This window comes from Devosia algicola (genome assembly GCF_028816455.1).
Classification (GTDB): domain Bacteria; phylum Pseudomonadota; class Alphaproteobacteria; order Rhizobiales; family Devosiaceae; genus Devosia; species Devosia algicola.
Window position 1 is genome coordinate 1,995,561 of sequence record NZ_CP118246.1, and the last position, 25,515, is coordinate 2,021,075.

General features: G+C 57.4%; 17 protein-coding genes and 2 pseudogenes. 3 read left to right on the forward strand and 16 right to left on the reverse strand.

Annotation, left to right across the window (positions count from 1 at the left end; translation table 11 throughout):
• Nucleotides 1–111: 111 nt before the first annotated feature.
• Genes PSQ19_RS10560 through PSQ19_RS10570 form a run of 3 tightly spaced genes read right to left on the reverse strand, consistent with a single transcriptional unit; the run spans nucleotide 112 to nucleotide 5,244 of the window.
• Nucleotides 112–3,249, reverse strand: a complete 3,138-nt coding sequence (locus tag PSQ19_RS10560) for an error-prone DNA polymerase (RefSeq protein ID WP_282217699.1) — start codon at nucleotides 3,247–3,249, stop codon at nucleotides 112–114.
• Between the two features lie 8 nt (nucleotides 3,250–3,257).
• A complete protein-coding gene (locus PSQ19_RS10565) occupies nucleotides 3,258–4,739 on the reverse strand; it encodes a Y-family DNA polymerase (RefSeq protein WP_282217700.1) in 1,482 nt (493 codons plus the stop codon).
• Complete coding sequence (locus PSQ19_RS10570; protein WP_282217701.1) at nucleotides 4,654–5,244, reverse strand: ImuA family protein; 591 nt, start codon at nucleotides 5,242–5,244, stop codon at nucleotides 4,654–4,656. Before PSQ19_RS10570 ends, PSQ19_RS10565 begins: the two co-directional genes overlap by 86 nt.
• A gap of 382 nt (nucleotides 5,245–5,626) precedes the next feature.
• On the opposite strand from PSQ19_RS10570, the gene PSQ19_RS10575 reads away from it, so the two are divergent.
• Nucleotides 5,627–6,754, forward strand: coding sequence for a hypothetical protein (locus tag PSQ19_RS10575; RefSeq protein WP_282217702.1), 1,128 nt, complete (start codon nucleotides 5,627–5,629; stop codon nucleotides 6,752–6,754).
• Between the two features lie 120 nt (nucleotides 6,755–6,874).
• Here the strand turns inward: PSQ19_RS10575 and PSQ19_RS10580 are convergent, their stop codons facing one another.
• The 13 genes and pseudogenes from PSQ19_RS10580 to PSQ19_RS10640 all read right to left on the reverse strand — a co-directional run bounded on the left by PSQ19_RS10580 (nucleotide 6,875) and on the right by PSQ19_RS10640 (nucleotide 23,587).
• Entirely contained in the window at nucleotides 6,875–10,558 is a 3,684-nt protein-coding gene (locus tag PSQ19_RS10580; RefSeq protein ID WP_282217703.1) for a VWA domain-containing protein, read from the reverse strand.
• A 202-nt stretch (nucleotides 10,559–10,760) separates the two neighbouring features.
• Nucleotides 10,761–12,161, reverse strand: a complete 1,401-nt coding sequence (locus PSQ19_RS10585) for a hypothetical protein (RefSeq protein ID WP_282217704.1) — start codon at nucleotides 12,159–12,161, stop codon at nucleotides 10,761–10,763.
• Nucleotides 12,162–12,186: 25 nt separating this feature from the next.
• A complete protein-coding gene (locus PSQ19_RS10590; protein ID WP_282217705.1) occupies nucleotides 12,187–13,167 on the reverse strand; it encodes a hypothetical protein in 981 nt (326 codons plus the stop codon).
• Nucleotides 13,168–13,342: 175 nt separating this feature from the next.
• Nucleotides 13,343–14,191 (reverse strand): phosphogluconate dehydrogenase C-terminal domain-containing protein, encoded by an 849-nt coding sequence (locus PSQ19_RS10595; protein ID WP_282217706.1) that lies wholly within the window; start codon nucleotides 14,189–14,191, stop codon nucleotides 13,343–13,345.
• A gap of 12 nt (nucleotides 14,192–14,203) precedes the next feature.
• On the reverse strand, nucleotides 14,204–15,589 hold the full coding sequence (locus tag PSQ19_RS10600; RefSeq protein WP_282220677.1) for a four-carbon acid sugar kinase family protein: 1,386 nt from the start codon (nucleotides 15,587–15,589) through the stop codon (nucleotides 14,204–14,206).
• A gap of 24 nt (nucleotides 15,590–15,613) precedes the next feature.
• Nucleotides 15,614–16,846 (reverse strand): annotated as a pseudogene (locus PSQ19_RS10605) (ribulose-bisphosphate carboxylase large subunit family protein); the annotation flags it as partial.
• Nucleotides 16,843–17,583 (reverse strand): hypothetical protein, encoded by a 741-nt coding sequence (locus PSQ19_RS10610; protein WP_282217707.1) that lies wholly within the window; start codon nucleotides 17,581–17,583, stop codon nucleotides 16,843–16,845. The gene PSQ19_RS10610 and the pseudogene PSQ19_RS10605, both read right to left, overlap by 4 nt.
• Nucleotides 17,483–18,721 (reverse strand): hypothetical protein, encoded by a 1,239-nt coding sequence (locus PSQ19_RS10615; RefSeq protein WP_282217708.1) that lies wholly within the window; start codon nucleotides 18,719–18,721, stop codon nucleotides 17,483–17,485. The genes PSQ19_RS10610 and PSQ19_RS10615 overlap by 101 nt, the downstream gene beginning before the upstream one ends.
• A 216-nt stretch (nucleotides 18,722–18,937) precedes the next feature.
• A complete protein-coding gene (locus PSQ19_RS10620; RefSeq protein WP_282217709.1) occupies nucleotides 18,938–19,996 on the reverse strand; it encodes an ABC transporter permease in 1,059 nt (352 codons plus the stop codon).
• Complete coding sequence (locus PSQ19_RS10625) at nucleotides 19,993–21,030, reverse strand: ABC transporter permease (RefSeq protein WP_282217710.1); 1,038 nt, start codon at nucleotides 21,028–21,030, stop codon at nucleotides 19,993–19,995. The genes PSQ19_RS10620 and PSQ19_RS10625 overlap by 4 nt, the downstream gene beginning before the upstream one ends.
• Nucleotides 20,942–21,535, reverse strand: coding sequence for an ATP-binding cassette domain-containing protein (locus tag PSQ19_RS10630; RefSeq protein WP_282217711.1), 594 nt, complete (start codon nucleotides 21,533–21,535; stop codon nucleotides 20,942–20,944). The genes PSQ19_RS10625 and PSQ19_RS10630 overlap by 89 nt, the downstream gene beginning before the upstream one ends.
• A 149-nt stretch (nucleotides 21,536–21,684) precedes the next feature.
• Nucleotides 21,685–22,479: an ATP-binding cassette domain-containing protein gene (locus PSQ19_RS10635; protein WP_282217712.1), complete on the reverse strand. Its 795-nt coding sequence runs from the start codon at nucleotides 22,477–22,479 to the stop codon at nucleotides 21,685–21,687.
• 87 nt (nucleotides 22,480–22,566) lie between these two features.
• Nucleotides 22,567–23,587 (reverse strand): annotated as a pseudogene (locus tag PSQ19_RS10640) (substrate-binding domain-containing protein).
• Between the two features lie 144 nt (nucleotides 23,588–23,731).
• Between PSQ19_RS10640 and PSQ19_RS10645 the strand changes: the two are divergent.
• Together PSQ19_RS10645 and nanR are read left to right on the forward strand one after the other, a co-directional pair.
• Nucleotides 23,732–24,658 carry an SMP-30/gluconolactonase/LRE family protein gene (locus PSQ19_RS10645; RefSeq protein WP_282217713.1) on the forward strand — a complete coding sequence of 309 codons (927 nt, stop codon included), beginning with the start codon at nucleotides 23,732–23,734 and terminating at the stop codon, nucleotides 24,656–24,658.
• A 91-nt stretch (nucleotides 24,659–24,749) separates the two neighbouring features.
• A complete protein-coding gene (gene nanR / locus PSQ19_RS10650; RefSeq protein ID WP_282217714.1) occupies nucleotides 24,750–25,472 on the forward strand; it encodes a transcriptional regulator NanR in 723 nt (240 codons plus the stop codon).
• Nucleotides 25,473–25,515 lie beyond the last annotated feature (43 nt).

A 25,515-nucleotide genomic window follows, 5' to 3' on the forward strand; every position in this document is an offset into this window, starting at 1 on the left:
GCTGTGGGCGGGGGGCGTCGTCGGCTTGTTTTTGGGTAACCCCGACTGCTTCGTCAAGAGAGTGACCAAGGTCCGAAAGACGATGGGAGAGATCTTCGATATGATCCGCAATCAGATGAACAACAATGCCTTCGCGTTCCAACCGCCCCGTGACACGTAAAAGCCGCCCCCCATGACAATACGGCGAAAGCGCATATAGACCTTTGGCCAGACCACCACATTTGATACCCCCGTTTCATCTTCCAGGGTCAAAAAGATTACACCTGAAGCAGTGCCCGGACGTTGGCGCGTGATGACAAGTCCGCACACCGAAGTGCGCTTTAACGGGGCTATGGACAATTGATCGTGCGATGTCAGCCCCACGATTGTGGGGCGCAAAAGCTCCATCGGATGGGCGCGCAGGGTTAAGCGCAATGCCACATAATCCTCCACCACCTCCTCGCCCAGATGCATTGTCGGCAGTATAATTTCGGGTTCGCGTATGCCCTCGCCATCGAGTGGATCGGAAAAGAGCGGCAAGGGCGCGGGCGCACGAATGGCGCGAACCTGCCACAGCGCATCGCGACGGGTCAGCCCCATATCGGCAAAGGCATCCGCCTCCGCCAACCGTTCCAGCACTGAGGGAAGCAGCCCCGCCTGCAGCCATAGGCTTTCGCAATCAGGATAACCATTGCCGCGCGCCGCCACGATCCAGTCTGCGTCTTCCTCGCGAAAGCCTTTGATCTGGCGAAAGCCAAGCCTAAGTGCAAAATTTCCATCCGTACGGCGCTCCAATATGTTGTCCCATTCGCTTTTGTTCACACAAACAGGCCGTACCTCCACTCCATGATCACGTGCATCGCGCACGAGTTGGGCCGGCGCATAAAATCCCATCGGCTGAGAATTCATCAAGGCGCAGGTAAAAATCGCAGGATGATGGCATTTGAGCCATGAAGAAACATAGGTCAGCATCGCAAAAGCTGCCGCATGGCTTTCAGGAAAACCATAATCGGCAAAGCCTTCAATCTGGGAAAAACATTGCGCGGCAATTTGCTGGCTATAGCCATTTGACAACATGCCGCTAATGAACCGGTCGCGATGGGTGCTGATAGTGCCCATGCGCCGAAACGAGGCCAAGGAACGCCGCAACTGATCGGCCTCTTCGGCGGTATACCCCGCGCCTACTACCGCGATCTGCATTGCCTGCTCTTGAAACAATGGCACACCCAGGGTCTTGCTGGTGACTTCAGCGAGCGCAGGGCCGAAGGGTTCAGCTTCCTCAAAACCCTGCCGTCGCCTGATATAAGGTTTGACCATGCCGCCCTGAATGGGACCGGGGCGCACAATCGCCACCTCGATCACTAGGTCATAAAATGTTTTGGGCTTCATACGGGGCAGAAAATTCATTTGGGCGCGGCTTTCGACCTGAAACACCCCAACAGCATCAGCGCGTTGCAACATTTCGTAAGTCACCGCGTCTTCCTGGGGCACGGTGTCGAGCGTCATATGAAGCCTTTCATGGTGTTCCAGAAGCGCAAATGCCTTTCGGATACAGGTCAGCATGCCAAGCGAGAGCACATCGACTTTAAGAATGCCCAGAGCATCAATATCATCCTTGTCCCATTCGATTACCGTGCGATCCTCCATCGCGGCATTTTCAATGGGGCACAATTCATCAAGCCGCCCGCGGGTAATGATAAAGCCGCCGACATGCTGACTCAGATGACGGGGAAAACCGACCATCTCGTCAATCAGGCGGATGGTTTGAAAAAGACGGCGGTCGTTTGGATCAAGCCCCAACTCGCGGATTCGCTCTGAATCGGCACCATCGTCCGACATGCCCCAGATCTGGCTGGACAGGCCCGCCGTTACATCCTGAGACAACCCCATTACCTTGCCCACCTCGCGGATGGCGGCGCGCGTGCGAAAATGGATGACGGTGGCGCAAAGTCCGGCACGGTGACGACCATATTTTTCATAAATCCACTGAATGATCTCTTCGCGGCGCTCATGCTCGAAATCCACGTCAATATCGGGCGGTTCGCCGCGATGGCGGGAGATGAAACGTTCAAAAACCATACCGATCATGTCGGGGGAAACATCGGTGATCCCCAACGCCCAACACAGGATCGAATTGGCGGCTGAACCGCGCCCCTGGCACAAAATGTCACGAGAACGCGCTTCTTGAACAATGTCATGAACGGTCAAAAAATAGGCGGCATAACCCAACTCCTCCACAAGGCTTAATTCTTTTGCAGCAAGAGCGTTATAGCGCTCGGGGATGCCTTGTGGGCAACGCCGAACCAACCCTTCCCGCGCCAGCCGTTCAAGACGTTTTTGCGGTGTTTCGCCATCGGAAATCTCGTCGGGATATTCATAACTGAGATCAGAAAGATCGAAACTGCAACGCGTTGCGATCTCCAGGGTACGCCGGATGGCTGCGGGATGGCTGGCGTAAAGTCGCGCCATATCCGTTGCTGACTTGAGGCGCCGCTCGGCATTGGGCAGGGCACGCGTGCCAATCGCATCAATCGTGATTTTTTCACGCAGACAGGTGAGCACATCCGCCAGTTGGCGTCGCCCGCCCCGATGCATGAGCACATCGCCCACCGCCACCATTGGAGCCGAAGTTTGCAACGCAAGACGCGCGCAGCCATCGAACCATGCCTGATCGGAACCGTCATAGTGAGGAGCGGCACCAAGAAAAACATGACCAGGATAACGCCGTTGCAGTTTCTGAATCGGGCTGATCGCGGAGGAAATATCCGCAGGCAGAGCGATCAGGATCATGCCCTGGCATCCCTCAACAAGATCATGCAAATCAAGATAACACTCAGCTTTTCCGGCCCGGCGTTTGCCCAGGGTCAGCAGACGCGCAAGTCGATGATAGGCAGTGCGATCAGTGGGTAGCGCAACCCATTCCACCGAACAATCGCGCAGCATCAGGCGGGCGCCGACAATGAGTCTGGGCAAACGAGGGATTGGCGGATAGGTCAAATCCTGTGGCTGACCAATTTGCTGACGCGAACAGGAATCGACCCTATGGGTCGAGCGGATGCGCAACGTCTCTTCGGCTTCTTTTTTCAGGGTCTTCAAAGCGCTATAGGCTCGCACCACGCCGGCCAAAGAATTACGGTCGGTGATGGCGATGGCCTCAAGCCCCAATTCTGCAGCGCGCAAAACCAGTTCTTCAGGATGCGATGCCCCCGTCAGAAAGGTGAAATTGGAGGTAACGCATAATTCGGCATAACGCTGGGTGATCGGGGGCATGAGACAATTCAAGTGAATTCTCCCTGCACGAACCAGCCGGGATTTTGTGGAGTGTAATAAAGCCAGAGTCGACGACCCTGCCGGGTCGCCACCTGCCAGTAATCGCGCACCCCTGAGCGCCAATTTTCATCGTCCAACCACCATTCTGGTGCAATTCGTTCCGGTCCCATAGCCTGAGCGGTAGAAAGCGCCATGCGTCGCCAGCGAAACCGCTCGGGAGGACGATTGCCTGCACCCGCGATAGGTTCTGGCGGAAAAAGACGCAACGGGCGCGGGCGAGGGCTTGCCCAACCGCCCTCGGCAGATGTGTAGGCAGCAGCGGCGATGATAAAGCTGCGTTCAGGAATGTGGCTATCAGCGGGCAGAAAACGCTGGACATTCTCAAGCCCGATCCGGGTGCCGATCCGGGTAATAAGATCGTTTAGCTGCTCTGGGCTGGTCAGTTCGGAAGTGGCGCCGATCTGTTCCACGGGGAGCGGCTCGATCACACTCGCTTCCAGCCGCATCTGGTCAATGCCAAATCCTGCATCCACCTCGCTTACGCCGCGCTCAAACAAAGGCAGGATACGGACCGGATCGCGCATGGCAGCCGCAAGGCGCAACTCGACCTGCTGACTGTCTTGATCGACCCGACGCAAGGTTAGGGTCAGATGTCGTGCACCGCACTCATGCGCCATGAGTTTTTTACACAATGGCTCAAGCAGCCGCGCAGTAGCTCCCATCACATCTGCGACGAGACCGATCGGGTCGGGTAGACTCAGGCGCACCCCGTAATGGGGTGGATCAGCTTCAGGCGCCAGCGCTTCAGGAAAATTGCCCAGCGCCTGATCAAGACGCAAAAGCAATTCTGGCCCAAACCGGCGGGCCAGCGGCGCACGGGCTGTTGCGCTAATATCCCCAATGGTTCGCAAGCCAAGCCGCTGCAGCGCGGTGACAACGCGTTCATCCAACCGTAGAGCGGCCACGGGCAGAGCAGCAAGCGCGTTCGAATGCGCGCTTGTCACGGCATTGTCCTGGCCATAATGGGCAAGCGCCCACGCCGCGCCCAATGTTTGCGCACAGCCCAACCGCAGCGTCAGTCCCGCCCGTGCAGCGCGGGTACGCATATCGGCGAGCATGGCTTCTTCGCCACCCCATAGATGCGTTGAGCCGGTGACATCAAGCACCAGACCATCCCCATCCTGGCGCCCGACCCAGGGGCAATAGCGGGTGGCCCAACGGCGTAGTATGGAAAGAAATTTGGCATCAAGATCGGGCCGGGCCGGATGACTTACCAGATCAGGGCAAAAAGCGCGGGCATCCGCACAACTCATCCCACGATGAAGCCCCAACGCTTCGGCCTCGGTATTCAGGCAATAAAGGCGTTCAGTGTTATTCTGTTTCAGCGTCAGCGCAAAAGGGGCATCAACCGGACGTGCCCGCAAAACCCGGTCGGAGGCCAGCCGGGGAAACCACATGAAGACGACGCATTTCTCGATCCCATTGAACATTCCAGGTTCCTAATGTTCCTGATTTGTTCTTAATAATTTCCCACTGCATAAGAGTCGAGTCTTTCCTCTGCGGATCAAGAAATGGTGTAGCGCGCCAACGCGTCTCAGCCGCATTACTGCCCATGCCTTCGGGGATAATGCATAGCCCCGTGGTATTTCCAATTTTGGCAGCAAGCTGCAATCGCCGCCCTTCACGCAAATCCAGAGGGCGGGTAATTTCAATCACCACAAATGCCAATGCACCATCCTTAAGACCGTCTTCGACCACCGCAAGTCCATCAGCCTGATCCCGTGGTCGGGCAAGAAGCAGCCGTGCCGGATCAAAAAACGGCATCAGCCCGATTGGATTCAAAATCTCGGAATGCCAAGCTTCTTTCACCCATAAAAAAAGTCCCAGCTCATGCTGTGCGCAAGCCGCTGCCGCAAAGCCTGCCGCTGAAGGACCACATACTTCATGGACGCGCGCGCGACGCAGGGGGAATGATTGGTTCAGAACTGAAGGCATAATCAACACAATAACGTAGCGGGGACCAGAAATAAACCGTCTGCAATATGGGCCATGCGCGAAACATCGGTTTGCTGACTACACAGGCCCTGGCAACTTAATCTGCAACCTCCGAATACCGCCGCTGTGACTTAACCGTCACCTAGGCATCTCCTCGGTGGAAGAATTGAATAAAATATGCTAAAGACTGGCAGGAGACAATGAAAACTACTGCAATGCAGGAAATTACCTCGGATTCAGAGGACACTAGGACCTTTTTCTGCACCAAAATTCAGAGCCTTATCCTGCCCTGCCCATCGTAACGATCCGACGCCACGCAGCATATCGCAAGCGCATCCATTCGAGCCAAAATTGCGGGCCGGACTGTAAGAGGAGGTCGATTTTGGACAGCAATATTTCCCAAGAGCGCGAATATTCAACCGACGCAGTCAAGCCCACAACAGCAACACCCGACGCCGAACAAAAGGCACAACGCCAGTGGGGACGCGTTGTTCGCGAACAATGTCGATTTGCGCTGAACAAGGCAATTTATTCGCGTTTCAACCCTATAGTTCAAGGCACTACCGCTATTACCCTAAACGCTGGCCCCAATGGAATTCTGCGTCAAATCCGCATCACCAAGCAGGGCACGCTCATTGGCATGCTTGAGTATTATGCCGCAGTCGATGAAGCCGGTGCCCGGCGTGGCGGCCATCCTCCTTCATCCTATCTGCACAATCTTGTCGTCAGCAAAAGTGCAACCGAGGCACAAAAACTTAGAATTGTCCGGCAACTCATAGCGCAGCTTCCCGGAAACGTGACATTTGGCTTGACTGCGGGCCCCCACGCAAAAGACATTGATATCCTGAAAAGAGCATTCGCAGGCGCCGGATTCAGAAGATGGGCGCAGACGACCTATGTATATTCACCCCCCACCGACGGCAGCGATTTGGTCGCCTCAATGAAAGGCAAACGCATCAAATCCATGCTGCGGGCCGCCAAACGCGACCTCGATGTGATCGAGATTTCGCCCACCGAATTTGTCCGCTTTTTCGTCAGAAATCTGGAGGCAGCGGGAAAGCACAATCATTGTAGTCCAGCGATTGACCATGCCCTGCTTACCAACGCCATCACGCGTAACCCGCCACAAGCGCGGCTAATTGCGGCGCGCCGCAAACCAACGGCGGAAAATCCGCATCCAAAACGTTTTGAGTCCGCTATTGCACTCACTTGGGGTAACGACGGACTGGTCAAGCTTTTCAGAATAACTTACGGCCGAAACGCCCATCAGCATGGAACCAAGCTTCTCATTCTGGAGGGCGGTGCGACGGCGGCGCGCCTTGGCAAGAAACTTGACACTGACGCCGGAACCGAAGGGGGCGGAGAACTCTACCGACGTTTTGGGAGCTTTATAGCGCACACACGACATGAATTCGTGCGCTATCCGATGCGCCAGTATATCCAGAAATCTTATCCCCGAATTGCGCGGCGACTCAAACTCGGCGCGGCACCTGCCCGACCGCTGATTTGACTGACATACCCCGACTAAAACTACGCCACGGCACGCCGATCTCGAGCGCTCACTATCCAGGGACGAGAGCCCGCTGGACGAACTGCGCGATCGCACCGATATTATCGCCCAGCGTCTGACTCAATCTGCGCGGCGCGCTTCCAAAGATGCGGCCAACAATTCGATCCAGAGCATCAGGGTTGGATTGCCGCGCGCGTCAAAGGGTGTCCCGGCCATTATCGGGCCGTTCTTATCCAGAAACGCCTGGGCCGCCTGCCGCGTCTTGCCACCCATAGCACCGTCCAATGGACCTGGATCGTACCCCAGATCAACAAGAAGGCTTTGCGTCTTGAACACCAATTCTTCCGGCATTTCGGGGACTCTGGTTGTTGGGTCAAATGCCACACGCACATCGTCTTGCTGCGCCGTTTCGCCATTGTCAGGCGAATAGGACGCACCGATTGATGTTTCCTCAACCCGCAACCGGACGGCGCTGGCCTCCTGCCGGAGATAAAGCCGTGTCGCGCGGTCTTGCGTTACCGATTGGCGTTCCGAGAGGAAATCAGTGCCAGCAACGCGGATTCGATAACGCCCTTGCGGCAACGTGATCGGCCCGCCGCCTACCAGACCCGACGCAATGACCCGATCCGTATCGTCCAAAACGTCGATCGGTGCCGCGAAAGCTGAGGTCATCGCTTCGCGAAGACCGTCCTGTCCCTCGCCATAATAAAAATTGCCCCCTGTTAGCCCTGCTACACTCGCCAACTCTGCCTGCACAGTAGGGTCCGATACATCGAAACCCACAATGTTCACGCGCAGGTCCACCCCCCGATCAATCAGTTGTTGAACGATGGCTTCTGGATTGTAGGGCGCATCCGCCTCGGCATCGCAGGTTTCCTCGCCATCGGTCAGCAGAATAACCAGTCCCTTCTGCCCCTCGGCAAAGCTCTCACCAGCAAGGTGCAACGCATAGCCAATCGGTGTTTGCCCCTGTGGTGTGATGCCCTTGGCGACCTCCTTGATGGTGTCACGGTTCATGGGCGTGGGCGGCACCATCAGCGAGACGTCGCGGCAACTAAGATCTTTCGGCTCCGATGGACGCGAATGGCCATAGAGCCAAAGGCCCATGGGAACGGTTTTGGGCACCTGTTCCAACAGATCAAACAACACGGTTCGGGCAACATTGATACGCCCCCGCCCGGCATCGGTACGCGCCTTCATGGAACCCGACGCATCAAAAATGACCATTGTGGTTCCAACAGAGCCCGCAGCAACCATTTCACCACCAACCTCCAGCACCTCCAAAGTGCCGGTCCCAGGTGAGACGTCATAGCTAATCCGATAGCCGTTCAGACCTCGAATACGGTCAGCGATCGCCGCAAAGACCCCGCCAAGTTCAGCAGATGTCGGCGCCTCGTAAAACGCACCTTCGGTTGCCAGAGAAATCGACCGCATCACATCACGACCACGGGCGCCTTCAGCTTCGGCGAAATCTGCCATGCTGCCACCGTACCCGATGGAAAAAACGGGCACATCCAAGGAGGATATCTCGCTCCAGAACCTTTCAAGGCTGCGATCAGACGTGGCGTCGGCACCATCAGTCAGCAAAATAATCGCCTTGTTACCCTCCGCGTCCTTCAGTTCATCTCGTCCCGCCATCAGAGAATCATACAGCGACGTTCCATTTTGCGCGCCAGCGTCAGACGCCGCTCGCCACGTCTTGATGGCACTAAACAACGCCTGCGAGTCCGACGTACGCTCCACCAGGCGCTCCGGCAGGCTCGAAAAACTAAACAGCGACAGCATTTCGTCGGCCATCTTGGTTTCGACATAGGTGTCGGCCGCATCCAGTGCGTCGTAAATCGCCGAACCCATGCTACCGCTGTTATCAACGAACATCGCCACCGTGGCCGGGTGCTGCGCCAACTCGAGAATATATTCTCCCGGTGCCAATACCCAGGTGAACAGGCGTTCCGTCGCGGCACCCCCGGCCGGGGTAGTCGCAATCTGAACACCCTCGGCACTGAGCAAGGTGAGGTTGACTTTGACGCGCGGCAATCCAGCTAACCGGACCGTAACTGCCGACGTTTCCGGACCCGAGACAACGAAGCGGTAGAAATCGACATCGGTCTCGGAGTTCGGGCGTCCGGTTATCGCAACGCCCAGCGGCAGCAAGGTCGCTCCGGCCATTGTGTCATTCGTTGGTTCGCGTTCATCGTCGTCGACACTGGCTGTCTGTCGTCCCTCTCGGGTCGAAACATTGTCGGCGCGCACGAAGTCCAAAAGCCGTCCACGGGCGGTGACCTTGGAAACACCAAACGGCAGAACCCCCGGATCGACAATGATGAACCTGACATAACGCGCGGCAACAGCATTGGACAGATTCAGGCTCAATTGCCCGGTAGCCGGATCTGCACGCATGGCCCCCAGACCTTCATAGGGCGATAGCGGCGAGACGTCGGCACTGACCTCCACCCGAATATTGGGCGCCCAATCGGTCGGAAACGCTGTCTGCCCCGTCATCGTCAACGTCAGTTCATCGATGTGCTGAACATCGTGCCCGTGGAATGCATAGGTCAATTCCTGCGGCAGCAAATTGGTCGCGGGCTGCCAGAAGGTTTCTTCCTGCTGGTTAAGCGTTGCGCTGATGCTATTTGTGGTTTCGTCCAGTTGTGATGTGAAAGCGACGGCGTGCCCATCAAAGGTCATGTCCAGCGCATTAACTTTGACGGGCGACAGGACGCTCGCGTCAGTTGCCGCTTCTTCGGCTTCCACGACCTCGATTTCCGACAGCGTGACGTTGTAGGCGCTGCGATAATAGTTGGAGTCTGGATGCGGAAACATGTCGATGCGAACCGCGCTCGCCGCAACTGGAACGGCAAGACGAAGCTCCTCGATAGTGGCATTCTTGTTACCAGCAACTGGCAACCCGACCATTGTCCACGGTCCGGCCACACCATCCATCGACACATACACCGCCATTTTCTGCTGGTGATAACTGAATTCCTTGGTCGGATAACCATGCACCCTGACAGCCGCAATTTTGGCCGTTGCGCCGCCGGCGAAGGTCATCGCAAATGAGACAGGTTGGTCCGGTGTATCGGCGTGAACACGATGTGTATGGTAGGTGTCCCCATCGATGAAGCTGGCGTCCTCATACCTCAGAAAGATCTCGTCCACGTCCTGTGATGGGTGATCCAGACGCGTAATGGTACCGCCAAAATCGGCACGGGAGATTACGATTTCCGATGCGTCGTAGACGCCATCCAATCGTTCGACACAGCTGTCGCCCATGGCGACACAACCTGTCGCCGTCGATATTTCGGGCGCCGCCGATACAGGCTCGTTAATCGGCACGGATGGTACCGGCATGGTGGCGTCCGCTTGAGGTGCTTCAGTTTCCTCGGGCGCATCTGCGACTGGCACCTGAACCGGAGGAAGCGTTTTGCCGGTTATGAGCACGCCGTCTCGCACAACCGGAAATGACAATATGCCAGCTTGAGCGGGGTGAACAAAGTCCAGGTCCGGGCGTGTTTCAGTCAGAGGAAATGCCACAACGAACTCCCGGCTAGCCAGTGGGCCGAGCGGTTGGGCAAATTCCGATATCAAGATATCGTCCAATGCCGCGTCAGCTGCCAATATGACGCCCTCGCCCCGAACCTGAAACAAACGGGCAGCAGGCAGGACGTCCAAACTGTCAGTCTGGTGCGGATTGGTGAGTCGACCTTCGACAATGAGCCGGGATTCATCACCATCGGGATCAAGGCACACACGTTCCAACCGGATCGAAACAATACCGTTGGCGACATCGGGGCGGCGGGGCACGGTAGCGTCCACTGGACAAATATAAGGCTGAGCCAGGGGGCTTTCGACCGTTTCTGCAAGGTCAAGAAGTCCGCCCAGATCACTGTCCTGAGCCTGTGACGGCGCTAGCGCCGGACAAAAAAGACAGACATCCCGCGAGAAGCAGCATCCGTAGCCATTTTGGCAAACAAATCGAACTCGATATCGTCATGTGGGCAGCTCCTTACTCCGCGGATGGAATCGAGCTGGCATCTTTGATGGTGCTCAGACCCTTCACGCTACTGGTAAATAGCGATCCAACAACACGCTCGGCTCCACGGGTTTGCAAACCACTTACCAGCCCGATCCCGGCTGACACGCCTGCGATCCCGCATTGGATCGGCTTTTCAGGGGTGCGGTAAATGCAATCGGCAAATTGGCCGAGCAGGACAGCAGCGGCGACCGTCGGCCCGCCCAGAGTGGCGATGTTGGACGCATAGATTGCAAGACACCGTACATTGTGTCGAAGCATCGCGTCTGGATCAGTTGAGCCGGGGGAAGCCGCCAGACACACACCCGCTTCAGCAGTATTCATGAGAAATTCGATTCCCAGCGCCAGATCTTCGGCAGCCTTCAACCTGGCTGGCGTCTCTGCCTCCAGTATCGTTCTCGAGGCAACACTCTGACCCCGCCCGCCGGGCATGCGGCCTACTATCAACCCGGTTTCCGGCTCGCGGCTTAAATAGATGCCGTTGCCGAGATGCGAAAACACCATGACTTGACGACCATTCTCGATGTCGTTCAAGAGAGCATCGGCTAGGTCTGTCTGGTACCGCGCCGCCTGTTCCGCCGAACCAACGGGCGAAACCGACAGGCCGGCCGAAGTTTGAAGAGTTGCAAAGGTGGTGCCAAAGCCAACGCGCTCTGACGCACCCGTATGCGCCAGCGCCAGACTTTCTGCCAATGTCCAGCTCAATCCGTTGACCGGTGGTGTGCCCGGCAATGTGCCACCCCAAATCTGCATCAAATCGACGGACGTAGTGACGATTGGCGTTTCATCGCCTGCAAAAATGCCCGTTTCCTCCACAATCACAGCCATTCGGTCAGCAAATGGTGCGTTGCCGTCGCGCGACATTCTGTCCATTTCCCGCGCCAACATCGCTGTCCGGTGCCCCAGCGATGAATGGGAGATCATCGTGTGGGGCGTATCTTCCAGGGGAACGGCCCTGCCGTCCAGGGCTGCAACGCTTGACCTCACTTGTGCCAGATCAGCCTCTAAGACGCGGCGATCGAAATAGGCGGGCTCAACCGCGAACGGTATAACCCACATCCGGGCCATCCACGGTGCCCGGAACCCGGCGTTAACAAATTTCGATCCGGCATGGAGAGTGTGGGGGATGATGACGCGTTCAAAAGTCTGACTGTGACGCGGCTGATCGACCCCTTTACTGTTGGTGACCGTGTAGGTAACTGCCAACCCTTTTACAGATTTTGCTGCCGCTTCCTGCGTTGTTCCAATATCCTTGAGCGCGTCGCCCAAGCCGCCGAAGCCGCCGGACGTACTGTCCATGAGATCCGCCTCCGCCAAAACCGTACCATCCGACTTGTAATGTACCGATGCCAGCTCGTGACCATTAATGTACATTGCAAACTGCAACTGATCCGGCGCCTCAGGCGCAATCCCAAGAGCCTTCGGACACGCTTGCTGGTTCGGTGGCCAAAATTGGCCTGTGCATCATGCCGAGCGGCGCATAAAGGCCAAGTGTCGATGGGACCACGGCGCTTGCCAGCATTTTCTGACTACCGTCATTCATGCGAAGCGACACCGCGACAGCGACCTCGTGAACCCAAACCACAGGGATTTCGTCAATATCAAAGTACTCGGCTTCGGCACGCAGGTCAGGCGCCAAGTTCATCGGCAAAGGCTCAAGCACCTGCCATTTGCCCTGAGGGTCTCGATATTCAGTCCAAAAATAAGCCGCCGCGATGCGCACGGCAGCCGCGTCACGCCTGGGCGGAACCAGAAAATCCGCCACTGGCGAAAGGCCATTTTCGACACCGCGCACAAAGTTCGGCAGCTTGGTGGCCAGTTCGGCAGTGCGCGCCTCTACAGCTCCCTCCAGACCGCTCACGCTGTCTTGAATATCGCCCCGCGTCAACCCGCCCTCATTGAGAAACGCTGCAAGCAATTCAGCATCCAGATCAATAGTGTCGAGAGGAGCGGGAACCTCGGTGCGGCTGAGCGCCAACACTTTCGCCGCCGCCGTATCGCCCAATTTGGCGTAGCCGATCCGCACCTCACTGCCGTGCAATTTCATCAATCGCGCGGTCAACAGGCTCTGGTCCAGCGCATTGCCGGTCCTGTCCAGCAAGCTTCCGGCACCGCCCTTTAAGGCGCCCCAATAGGGCCTGTAGGCGATGTTGTGTCGTACATACTGCACAACATCCTGAGGGTCTGCACCGACCGCTCGCGCGACGCCATCAATGTCATAGACCTCATCAGACAGGCGATCCTGCAAATATTCAGCGACATTTTCGAGCTTCTCAAGTGCCAGGGTATCAGTTGCCACCGAAACATCGTCGGCTCGTGCCGCGCCGACACCGACGAGACACAAAGCGGCGGCAAATCCCGCCATGACGAAGTTGTTCACCAAAAATCCTCCCGGCAGCTACATCAACAAATGTAGGAAGCGCTCACCATGAGGTTATGGCACTGGTGCTGACATGACAAGCAACTGCCCGTTGCCGGCCTTGAGCGTCCAATATTCTTGGCAAATTTTACCGGATGTTTTCATGGCTGATTGGCTTGCTGCGCCCAACAGCCATTTACCTGATCGGCGGCTCGCAGATGTCCTTGACTGACTGCATCACGGCTTTGGGATCAAAGACGCGTTCAAGCCAGCCATCGCGGAAAATCTCGGGCTTCGCCTGGTCAATGGCTTGCAGCGCTCCATCGGAGAACTTGCCGTCGGGGGAAAGCTGGAACGCAATGGCAAGTTCGACATTCAAGTGACCGAGGATGAAATCGGTCGCAGCCTGCTGCGGCACGCCACGCCGAACGGCCTCATCGGTTGCGTCTCGAATAGCCATGCAAAATGTTGCGCCGACAGTCTCCGACAGGGCGGGTTCAAGGATCGCCAATTGCTCAACCGTGCAGCGGTGGGACCGCATCACCGGCTTGAATATTTCGCGAGCAACTTCCTCACATTGGTCATAGTGCTCCTCGGGACCTTGCATCAGCGCGCAAACGATATGCTGCTTTGCATATATGCCGCCAAAATGGTCAGCTTGGGCACGCGGATCGGTCTCATCGTTGAAAATTGGCGGATGGCATGGGTGGGTGACAAAATACGTAATATCGTCACGCTCCGGCAATTCGCCCGCATGGGGCGCGGCCGCGTCGAGCATCACTACCTTGGTGTTAGGGCGCAAATCGTTCACGAAAGTCTTGAGCACTTTGCCGATCAAACGATCCGGCACCGCCATGACTACGACATCCGCGCCTGAAACCGCTTGCCCCTGGTCCATACAGCCGACGCCAACGGCCGCTTTCAGGCGATCTCGCCCTTCGGGGGAAACCTCAACATGATCCACATCGAACCGGGTATCCTTAAGGTTGGTGGCAAGACGTACCCCCATTTTTCCGCCTGCGCCCAATAGTGCAATTTTTGTCATTTGGTCTCTCCATTAGCCGATCGCGCGACCTGCGCGAACTGATCCAAAAAAATCCACTGGCCCCATTTGCCCGCCCTTGAGGGCAATCTGGAGTCCATCAATTTTCGCCGCATTGGCAAATGCCCTGCACAGCGGAGCACCCGGTGCCACGGGAGATGTCGCTTCTAGGGCATAAATGCCCAACGCCGCGGCGGCATAACCCGAGGTGTCCCCGCCTGCCACAGCGACCCGACTTATGTCTCCAGAGTGCACCAGATCACCGACAATGGCGCCAAGGCCACTGCCGATGCGGGCATTCACGCCAACCTCCCCACGCGTGCTCGTGACGGCTGTCAGGCGTGCCACCGCCGGATCATCGGGTCCACGTGCGGTTGCGATGAGGGGAGAGAGACCACGATCAAGGACGGCCCGAGCCCGCGTTGTGGCTTCAGTCAGGGCCGCGACCCATGATGGTTCATCGACTGCCAGTGCCGCGTCGAGTGGAATAACGGCAAAGCCATTGGCCTCGGCCCAGTCGATTTGCGCCGCTGTCACCGAAGACACCGACCCCGAAACGGCAACAATCCTGTCGACCGGCACAGCCGTTTGCGCAGATGCATTAGCAGGTAACATGCCAGATGCCCGCCAATAGGCAACCAGCGCATACTCAATGCCTTGAGAGCCAATCGCAAACATGCCGCTGCCACGATTTTCCCAAACAAGTGCGCCTACGCGACGCAGCGTTTCCTCATCGATAACATCGAGGGCGACAACCGTTCGTCCCGCCGCAATTTCCCGTTCGAGGCAATCTTGCCCAGTGCCCTCTTTGATGGCGACGAGGTCTATAAGCCCAATCGCGGTTTCTGTTTGCGCCGAGATATGGCGGCGAACATCGGCCTCCCGCATCGGCGTCGCCAGGTGGTTACGCATTACTGGATGCCGATCGAGGCGATACCCCGCCCCATTATGGATGGCAAAGAGGTTGCCGAACGCCTGATATCGTCGAATACCGGGCGCAGCAACGACCAGTGGATGCCATGCAGCCGCGCCCGCACGCCTGCTAAAGATCGGCAGCCCGATATCGATAGCGCGTCCGATTGATCCCGTTGTGGGCGATGAATCCAGCGTCGAGCACACTTTATAATGATTGATGGGTGCGCCGAGCGCCGCCAGGGCTTCAAATGCCGGAGGCAGGTTGACATCCATCCAGGCCGGCGACTGCGCCCTGGCAACGCTGGCGATGCCAATGGCGCGATAGCCGCTGAATTGGCGCATCGTCGTAGGCGTTGGCGGCTCGAGAAACATGACTGTTGGCAACCCGGCGAAGGTCATCACTTCCATTACCGCGGATGATCCAGTGAAGTCGTCGCCATAGAAGGCGAGCAACGGCCCCTCGGGAAGCGATGCCGCCGTGGCCATCAGCCTGCGGCCGCAAGAGCCTGCGGCAAGCGCGGGATGGCTTTGGGCGTAGCGTGGCGCCGGTATGTTGGCCAATGCCGCGTCCCAGGCTTCGCGAAGGGCCAGCACGCCGTCCCCGGGCCCGCCTGGGTGACCCATGATGCCGCCGCCAGCCGCAAAAATCAGGTCGGTCGACCCCAACGCCAAAAAAGTATCGGCCACTTGCTTTGCGGTCTGACCCGACGAAAAAACCGGCATTGCAATGCAGGGCTTGGTGTCAAACATCGGCGTCAGACAAGTGCGCGCCGACTGAATCACACTGTCATCGGGCTCGCAGAACTTGTTGGCCAACCCGTTGACATGCAAATGGTCGGCACCTGCAAGGCGCCAAAGTTTCTGCCAGGCAACGTAGGACCAGCCAAGCGCTGGATGCCGCGAAAGGTAACCCCAGCCGTTTCGATGGCCGTGAATAGGCAGTTGTGAGTGCCGCCCAAGCGCGATCATGCCGACCACACCGAGCGAGTTTAGGCTTGCCATCACACAGGTTCCGCCAAGTTGGCTCACCAAGTCATGTCGCCGACGCATTTCGTCAATTTCGCCCGTAATATTGAATGCGAACATGACCTTTCGACCGGTCCGATCGGCGTGCTGGTCAATGACTGACATCACGGCACGGACCCTGTCCTCGAACGGACAGTCGGGACCGTCCGATTGCAATTCATCATCCTTGATGAAGTCAATCCCGGCCGCGCATAGCCTATCAACGAGATCGGCAGTTTGGGTTGGCGAGAACCCAATCGAAGGCTTGATGATTGTGCCAATCAGAGGGCGACCCACAACACCAGAGAGTTCGCGAGTCCCCGAGACACCAAAATTCGGCCCTGGATAACTATCGGCAAATGCCTGCGGTAGCCGAATATCGAGCAGACGTAGACCTGAGAACTGTTTTAACTCGAACAGGTTTCCGGCAACCGTCGCCATCAGGTTGGGAAGCGATGGGCCAATATTGTCGAGCGGCCACGACAGCGTCGTCTTGACCCTCACTCGGGTCGATCCGGTAGACGAGGCGCTAGACCCAGGCAAGCTGGGCTCTTCGGTCTCGCCGACAATTTCTAGCGCTTCTATCCGCGCTGCAGATCGGGCTTTCAATTCCTCGGTTTCGCCCGGTATTGGCACAAAGGTGCCCGACGACTGCTCGCCGGCCATCGCGGCGATAGCGCGACGCGGGTCATGAGCGGTTTCAATTAGATAGTCAGCTTCGATGCGGGTGGCGTTCATGAAGTTTCTTCCAAAGCATCCAGTTCGATGAAGGCAACAGCATAGGGCTGCAAATCCAGCAGGCCGGACTGCGCTGCCAAACTGCGTTCCACCCAGTCTGCACTGGCTGCGCTTGGCACGGTGCCGGCGTCGAGGATCGCCACGCGTCCACTGCTAGTCAATTGAATCTGCTTAGGCTGTGCACATCCGTTCGCCACAATAATGGAGGCCCGTTTGTCAGAGGTGGTTGCCACCACATATATGTTCGGGTCGCTCACTTTGGCGTGCAGTCGCCGGTGCTGCTGCATCAAGGATAGTCGACTTAAGACATGGAAACTCGGCGCCACCTTCCCGGGGCCGCGAAGAACTCCAAATGGCCCACCGGCGCCCGCCAGGGTCAACAACTCTATGTCCGCATCCGCCGCTGCGGCGGCAACGCCAACCAGCCATGCCGCGCCGAATAGGGCGTTGGCCCTCGGATCCCAATCGGTCAGAGTAAGGCGTTTCCTGCCGGGATTGGGCGTCAGTGTCGTGCCATACGGGTTAGAACGCGCTCCGATGGATGTAAGGCCAAGCCGATACGGTTTTCCCGGCGCCAGTCCGTGTGCACTTTCAAAAATCTGCGGCAGCGCCTCAAGCGTCTGGAACACGGACAGATCATCGGCGGCATGAACAATTGCGGTCGTCCCATGGGTGACGTAATCGACGGTCGACGGATCGGGACGGCAGCGATTGAACTCGGTAAAATTTGTAAGCACCCCGCCCCCGATCCGCGCTTCTGGAAAGACGCGCCGTGCTGCCGAAGTGGTCTCGGCCGGACTCGCGCCTTCGGGCCACGTGCCACCAGGCTGATAGGCTCTTGAGATATGCCGCTGGCAACGCCATGACATGTGCGGGGTGGACACTGATGGCGTCAAGTCGCTGGCGCAAAGTCTGAAGTTCATTTGCAAGTTCTTCTCGATCATCGGCGACAATAAGTTCGAGGTCGATTGGTGGCAGGCTCGTTCCGCGCAAGCCCTCTACCTGATAGTCCTCTCGTAGATCGATCCTGACCAGACGGCGTAAATTGTCGAGCGGACTTGGTACTGCAGACTCGTCCCAGTCCTCGTCCATGGCAATTGCCAACTCAGGAAAATCCTCTGCCTGAGGAAGCGATTCGAGTGTCAATTGCAGCGGCGACCGCGTAGCCGCCCCTGCGGACGAATGCGCGCCCCTAAAGTCCAACGTCAGCGTTTGATCAATCCGTTCGCCCGCTCGAACATCATAGGCCAACGGAAATGACTCCGTTTTACCATATGTCTTGTAAGACGCGTCCGACCAGTTGCGCTGATCCTCCATCTCGAACACGTCACCGTCCATGGTGATGTCAGCTTCGCAACCCTGGATCGCGTAGTGCATACCGACAATATCCGTCGCCGGCTGTGATGGCTGGATCATGAGTGGAAACCGTGTCTCGGTCCGCGATCCGTCATGCTGCCGGATCGTAAGCGGCTCCCCAGCCAATCCAGCTATTGGATGAAGTATGGTAAAGCCCGCACGACAAAGCCGCACGTCCTTCATTATCGTCAGTTCCAGGCGAGACCGCACTCGACCGGTGGCGGACGCCTCGAGCACGAACCTGCCCTCAATACTCCCGTCCTTGGACGCGAACGTGCGGCGATATTGATACTCACCCTCGCCGCCAATAGCGGCGGCTTCCAAGGTGCGCGTCGGGACGGTACGCCATTCATCATCGCGTATCGGGAAGTCGACGGCGCGCACGAGCTCTACGCCTGCCCAGGCAATGCTCCGCGGGCCCGACTCGCCAATATGGAACGTCAGCGGGCCCAGCGTCACTGCCTCCCCAGCGACCGCTGCCTCACGCGTTCCGAATATGTTCTCAATATCGTCGAACACAATCACTCCGTTGTACGTCTGATATAGTTATTATACCAGTTGAATCTGAACGGCAACACCCGCACGCCGAGATGCGCAGCATTGCTCTCACTTATGCTTGATTTATAGCCAATCTGTGTTCGCTATCGACTATTAATCCTTGCCCGAAGCGCTCCACTGGTATCCTATGTTACTCACTTTTGATGCCGACGACCAGCGCGATACTGCACTCGAAATCTAGCCATCAATAATACTCGTGCCACCCGGTACGATTTTGTTATGGGGATTCCCATCTGCCTCGCCTTGAGGCGGCGGCGCGTCGAAGGCCTTGCGTATCTGGGGAACAGCGCTGTCCCGGCTTGCCAATGCCAAAACCAGTATGACGACAACGCCCTGGACCATGTCCTGGGTCCCCGGTGGCAGTCCCATGATTTGCATCGTCGTAACGATAAGGATGAGCAGCACACTGGCAATAAAGGTGCCGACGGCCGTCGCGGCACCACCAAAAATCAGCGTGCCGCCAACGACCACTGCGGCGACAGACTGCAGCAGGTACGGCTGGCCCATTTCAAGAAATGCGCCACCGACATACGCCCCGAGCACAAGGCCCGTGCATGACGCGAGCACCGAGGAAATCAGAAACGCCGTCGCAATTACGGCACCGGTCTTGATCCCGGCAAGTCGCGCAGCGGCCCGGTTCTGGCCTACCGCCGCCAACATCTGCCCATAGGCGGTGAACCGGAGCACAAAAGACGCAGCCGCAACGCAAACAATTGCAACCATCACCATGACCGGGATGCCATAAACCCGTCCCCCTGCAATCGCCTTGAGCACACCACTCACGGCGAAGCCCGAAATGGCGCTGTTGGCGAGTAGGGTAGCAGTTGCCAAAACATATCCCGAGGCGAGCGTTGCTATGATCGCGGGAATGCGCAGCATCACGACGAGCATGGCATTAAAACCCCCAACAAGAAGGCCCACGCCGATTGCCACTGGCACACCCACAACGAGGTTGGCGTCAACGCCCTGGATGGTAAGAAGTGCCAGGTACGCATTGAGCGTAATGACCGAGGGGATAGACAAATCGATGTTCCCCCGGCCGGTCGTAACCACGAACATCTGGCCCAACCCGACGATGGTCAGGAAGGACGCAGACAACAGGATGCCGGACAGGCTGGCGATGCTGAACCTGTTGGTGACGACTGACAGAACCAACCATAGGATCGCCACAGCCAGTGCAGACCAGAACCAGCGGTTGGCTTGCGTCCAGCGTGAGAAGGCCGGGTACCAGTTCATTCTTCACCCTCCTGCCTGTTCACAAACGACCACATGGCCAGCAGCGCGATCAACACAAGACCCTGCGTCGCAGCATTGAAATCACTGCTGACATTGAGCACGCCGAGGAGCGCCCCGATCAACGCCAGGGTGACGGCACCGGCGACCGCACCGACGGGCGCCACGATGCCGCCGGCCAGCGCGCACCCGCCCATGACCACCGCCGCCACACTCAACAGGGTGTAGGAATTGCCAGAGTTGATGTCGCTGGCCGTGTTAATCGCAGTCAACGACATGCCCGCCGCAGCAGCAAATACGCCCGAAATCAAATATCTGATCATGGCGAAGCGCGCCGCAGACCAGCCAGAGTTCACCATCGCTCCCGCATTATTGCCAAATCCTCGCAGAACGACCCCAAGCGGCATCTGGTTGATAGCAGCGGCAATGGCCGCGACCAACACGATCAGGATGACGGACGTCGGCAGTCCCAGGAGCGACCAATTCACGGCCGCGCTCAGCCATTCGGGACTGGCCCCTCCCGGCGTCGGTTGAACCGAGTAGCCGATACCCGCCCAGATAAAGGACGCGCCGAGCGTCACCACAATCGCTGGTATGCGTCGCGCCTGAATTAGCCAACCCATCCCGGCATAGGCCAAAATGCCCACGACAATCGCTGCGACGCCGTAAATCGGCTGATCGAATAGGAGCGTTGCGCTCAGCACACTGACGAGTCCGGCAAACGCCCCTACCCCGAGGTCAATTTCACTACCGCCGACGACATACATCTGTGCCATCGCTACCAGGACCAGCGACAGGGCAGGCATCAGGAGGAGATCGAGACCAAAAACCGACGCAATGGCGGGGTTCGCCAACATCATGACCAACAGCACGATCGCAAGCCCGATAAAGGGCGCGGACTGCACAAGCGAGCGCGCAACCCGGCCCATACCCGCTCCTGACTGGATTTCAGCATCGTTGGACTTGTTCATGTGCGCAAAGGACGCGCCGACAATCGCCTCTTCGCTGATCTGGGCACCCGTCAGGCTCGCTAACAATCTTGCCGTCCGCCAGCACAAGTACCCGGTCAGCGGCCAGTAGCTCTGCATCCTCCGTCGTGTGCCAGATAAGTGTATGCCCCGCCTTCGCTGCCTGATCGCAAAGACGATAAAAATCCTGCTTGGTGCTGATGTCCACGCCGCGCGTAGGATCGTCGAGAAGAACAATCGGCGTTTCCGTGGCCAGCGCCCGGGCCACCAGTGCCTTTTGCTGATTGCCGCCGCTCAATTCGAGAATGTTGGACTCAAAACGTTCCCGGTCGAGCTTAAGGTCCGCGGCGTGTCCCTCGACCGCAGTTGCCTCGTCTTTCTGGGAGACCAACCTCAGAAAGCCCCGCTTGGCAATTCGCCCAACGCTGATATTGAACAGAACGTTGCTAAGTGGAAATACACCCTCTTTGCGGCGGTCTCCAGCAATGAAACTTGCTTCGCCTTCTCGGGTAACATCGCCCTCGTCACCTTTTGTAACCGCGAAAAGGGCGTGAAGAAGGCTCCTTTTGCCCACCGCCTTCAAGCCCGGCAAGGCCGACGATTTCGCCCTTATGCAGTTCAATATCCCGGCCGAGACCCTCGGTGAAGCGGCCGCCGATGCGCGTTACGGTATCCCCAGTGGGCCTGGTTGTATTTGCCGCGTTCCTCGGGATGACGTCGACATCACCCCCCATGAGCCTCGACAAGCCGATCTATAGAGGCATCCGTGGACGCCCCTTGCCATGCAAGACTACCATTGCGTAGCACAACCGTCTTGGTGGCAATATCAACGATCTCATGCAGCTTGTGGCTGATAAAAATGAAGGCGAGCCCTTCGCGCGACTTTGTATGCATAAAGGTACGTAATTGGCGCGACCGCTCCTGATCGAGCGATGAGGTCGGCTCATCCAGCACAATCAGTCTAACGCCAGGGGTGGCAGTCGCCCGAGCGATTTCGACCATCTGCCGCTCGCCTATTCCAAGATGACCAACCTTGGCATTGACGTCTATGCCAGCGTCTGGAAACACCGCGTCGAGTGCCTGCCGGGCCCTGTGCTGATAGCGCCGCCGCCAACCAGGCTGCAACCGTGCCTCGTCGGGAGCCTCGACAAAGAAATTTTCGGCCACCGACAAATTGGTGCAAAGCGAGAATTCCTGGTGAACCATCCGGATGCCGCGCCGCTGCGCTTCGGTGGTCCCATAGTCCAGAAAATCCAACTCATCATCATTGAAGGCGATAGTGCCAAGGGTCGGTGCGAGCGCGCCGCTCAGAATGCGCATGAGCGTCGACTTGCCAGCGCCATTCCCTCCGACGAGACCGATCACGTCCCCCTCGCGGACATCCAGGTCAATCCCGCTATTGGCAAGAGTGGCTCCGAAGGCCTTGGTGATATTAGTCAGGCTAACGACACGCTTCGATGCCACGAACTCGGGCTCATCCCCTTCAAGCTGGCGTTCGGCAATAGGGCTGTTGGCCAAGTCTTCCTCCACGGGGCGGTATCAGGAGTCGGACGCACCAGCGATGGCGCGTCCTGGAAACATGCTGGTCCGCAAGGCAGTCATGCCTTACTTGTTGAGAAGGTTGTCCTTGACCCAATCCAGCGAATAGGCTCGGGCTGATAATTTGCCCGCCGGGTAGCTTGGCGTACTCGGCAAGGTTGCTCTCATCGACCGTCGCCACTGGCATGATCATCATTTTCGGCGCGTCAGCACCCTTCAAAAGCGACAGGCCAAGCCAGAACGCTGCACCGCCAATACCGGGGGTCGTGTTCATCGAGATCGTCTGGTAACCGTTCTTGGCATTCTCTTCAGCCCACCACTTGACGAAGTCGGTACCACCGCCGCCTTCGATGATCGGCATGTGCCCCTCATACTCACCGCCATATTGGACAAAAGCCTGGGCGATTCCGACGTCATCACTGCCACCCTGGGCAAGGACGGCATCTACATGAGGCAAGCTGGGCAGCACGTTAGTAATCGCGTCCTGCGCCACAGAGGCAGTGGCTTGGCCATAGACCGTTGCAACAACCTTGATGTCTGGGTGCTTTTCGAGGACCGCCTGCTGGGTATTGAAGATTGAATTGTCAGGCGCCGAACCCTTCACGCCCCGCACCTGAATGACGTTGCCTTTGTCACCGAGCATTTTGAACACAGCCTCGGCCTGAGTAGCTTTGTAGCCCTCGAAGTCGAAATTGAGTTGATAGTTGCAGGGCGCATTTGCAATCGAGTCGAACGAGATAACGATAATGCCGGCCGCGCAGGCTTTCTCAATCACGCCATTGACCGCGGTCTCGGACGCCGCATCAACCAGGATCACATCAACCTGCTTGAGAATGAGGCTCGCAATCTGGCTATTCTGCTGCGCAACCGAACCATCCCCGTTCATCGTGATAAAGTCGGCGATCTCGCCATTGGCCTTGGCCTCATTGGCAGCAGCCTCGAATGCATCAACCATCTGGTGACGCCAAGTGTTACCGAAATACGCGTTGGTCAGTGCAATCACCGGCGCATCCGGCGAGGCAAAAGTTGGCACCGCGGTGGCAACAACCATGGAGGCGCCTAGCGCCACTGCAAAACCAAGTTTCATTTTTTTCCTCCCGTTTTGATCGACGTCGAAAACACTTCGAAGTAGACGCCATGTGAGATACATATTATACCAGTACTAACATGACAAGCCCGATTGATTGCGTCCGGGCATTGCGTGGCGGCGCGCGGTACCGGGAGGGACAATATGTTCGGACAACTTGAAGGAACACGGTACGAAATCATCGACCAGCGTTTCGCGGCGTTGATCGCGGCGCACATATATATTGAGCGGCTCTGGACAGGTGCCCGCTGGTCCGAGGGGCCGGCCTGGTTTGCAGCAGGTCGCTATCTCATATGGTCAGATATTCCCAACAATAGAATGCTGCGCTGGGACGAAACCAACGATGTGGTCTCGGTTTTTCGCACGCCAGCGAACAATTCGAACGGTAACACAGTAGATGGACAGGGACGTTTGGTCAGCTGCGAACAGCTGACGCGACGGCTGACCCGAACCAATCATGATGGCACCGTCACGGTACTGGCTGATAGCTTCGACGGCAAAAAGCTCAATTCCCCCAACGATGTTGTATGTCACTCCGACGGGTCGATTTGGTTTACCGATCCCACATACGGCATCATCACCGATTATGAGGGTAGCATCTCAGAATCGGAGATCGGTCGGTCCAATCTCTATAGAATTGATCCCAATACCGGTGTCGTAAACAAGCTTGCCGACGATTTCGTGCAACCGAACGGGCTGGCGTTTTCGCCTGACGAACAGGCTCTATATGTTGCTGACTCAGGCGCATCACACCAGAAAAACGGCCCGGCACACATTCGCCGGTTTATCGTGAATTCCGATGGTCGGCTGACGGGCGGTGATGTATTCGCGACCTGCGACGCGGGATTTTTCGACGGATTTCGAATTGACCAGGATGGCAGGATATGGACGAGCGCCTTTGACGGCGTTCACTGCTTCGATCCAGATGGGACCCTGCTCGGCAAGATCATTCTGCCAGAACGGGTCGGTAACCTGACTTTTGGTGGCGAAAAGCGCAACAGACTGTTCATTTGCGGAACCAGCTCATTGTACTCGGTTTTCCTGATGACCAGGGGCGCCGCCTTGGGATGAGATCCGTAGGCAACCTTTGCCGCCGCGAAACAGGACAGCACAACGCTCTCAACTTGCGGGAATCCGTGATCGCGACTAGACAGCAGGTATCATGAGTATCGATAAACCCATTGCGCGCGTAAAACTCTCTGACCAGGTTCAGAGTCGACTGCTGTCGTTCATTCATGCTGAGAAGCTGCGCCCCGGCGACCCGCTCCCGTCCGAACGCGAATTGATGGAAACCTATTCCGTAGGACGACCGGCAATTCGCGAGGCGATGCAGAACCTCAAGCGCATGGGGCTCATCGAGATAAAGCATGGCGAGAGGCCACGCATTGCCGAGCCATCGTTCGACCGGATGGTCGACCAGATGAGCGAGACCATGCGACACCTGCTCATCCACTCCTCGACCTCACTGAGCCACCTCAAGGAGGCCCGTGCCACATTCGAAATGGAGGTCGGTCGGATCGCCGCGCGCAAGCGAACACCGGCCGACATTGAGGACTTGGAGGCGATATTGGCGCGACAGGACAGCGTCCGATTAAATGCCCCCGCATTCCTCAAGGCGGATGGTGATTTTCATCATCGCATCGCGCTTATCAGTGGCAACCCGATCTTTTCCTCGCTAAGCCAGTCGCTGTTCGGGTGGTTGGCACAATTCCATTTCGACCTGGTTCGCAAACCTGGCCTCGAACGCATCACGCTTGACGAACATTGGCAAATTGTTGAGGCGATCAAAAAAGGTGATCCGGAGGAAACGGCGAGGGTTACAGAAGCCCACCTGAACCGCGCCAACCGATTGTATCATCAGGACAATTATAGCCAGGCAAACTAGACCAACGGTCATCGGCAGTTACCGCGCCCGCAACACCCGCCTC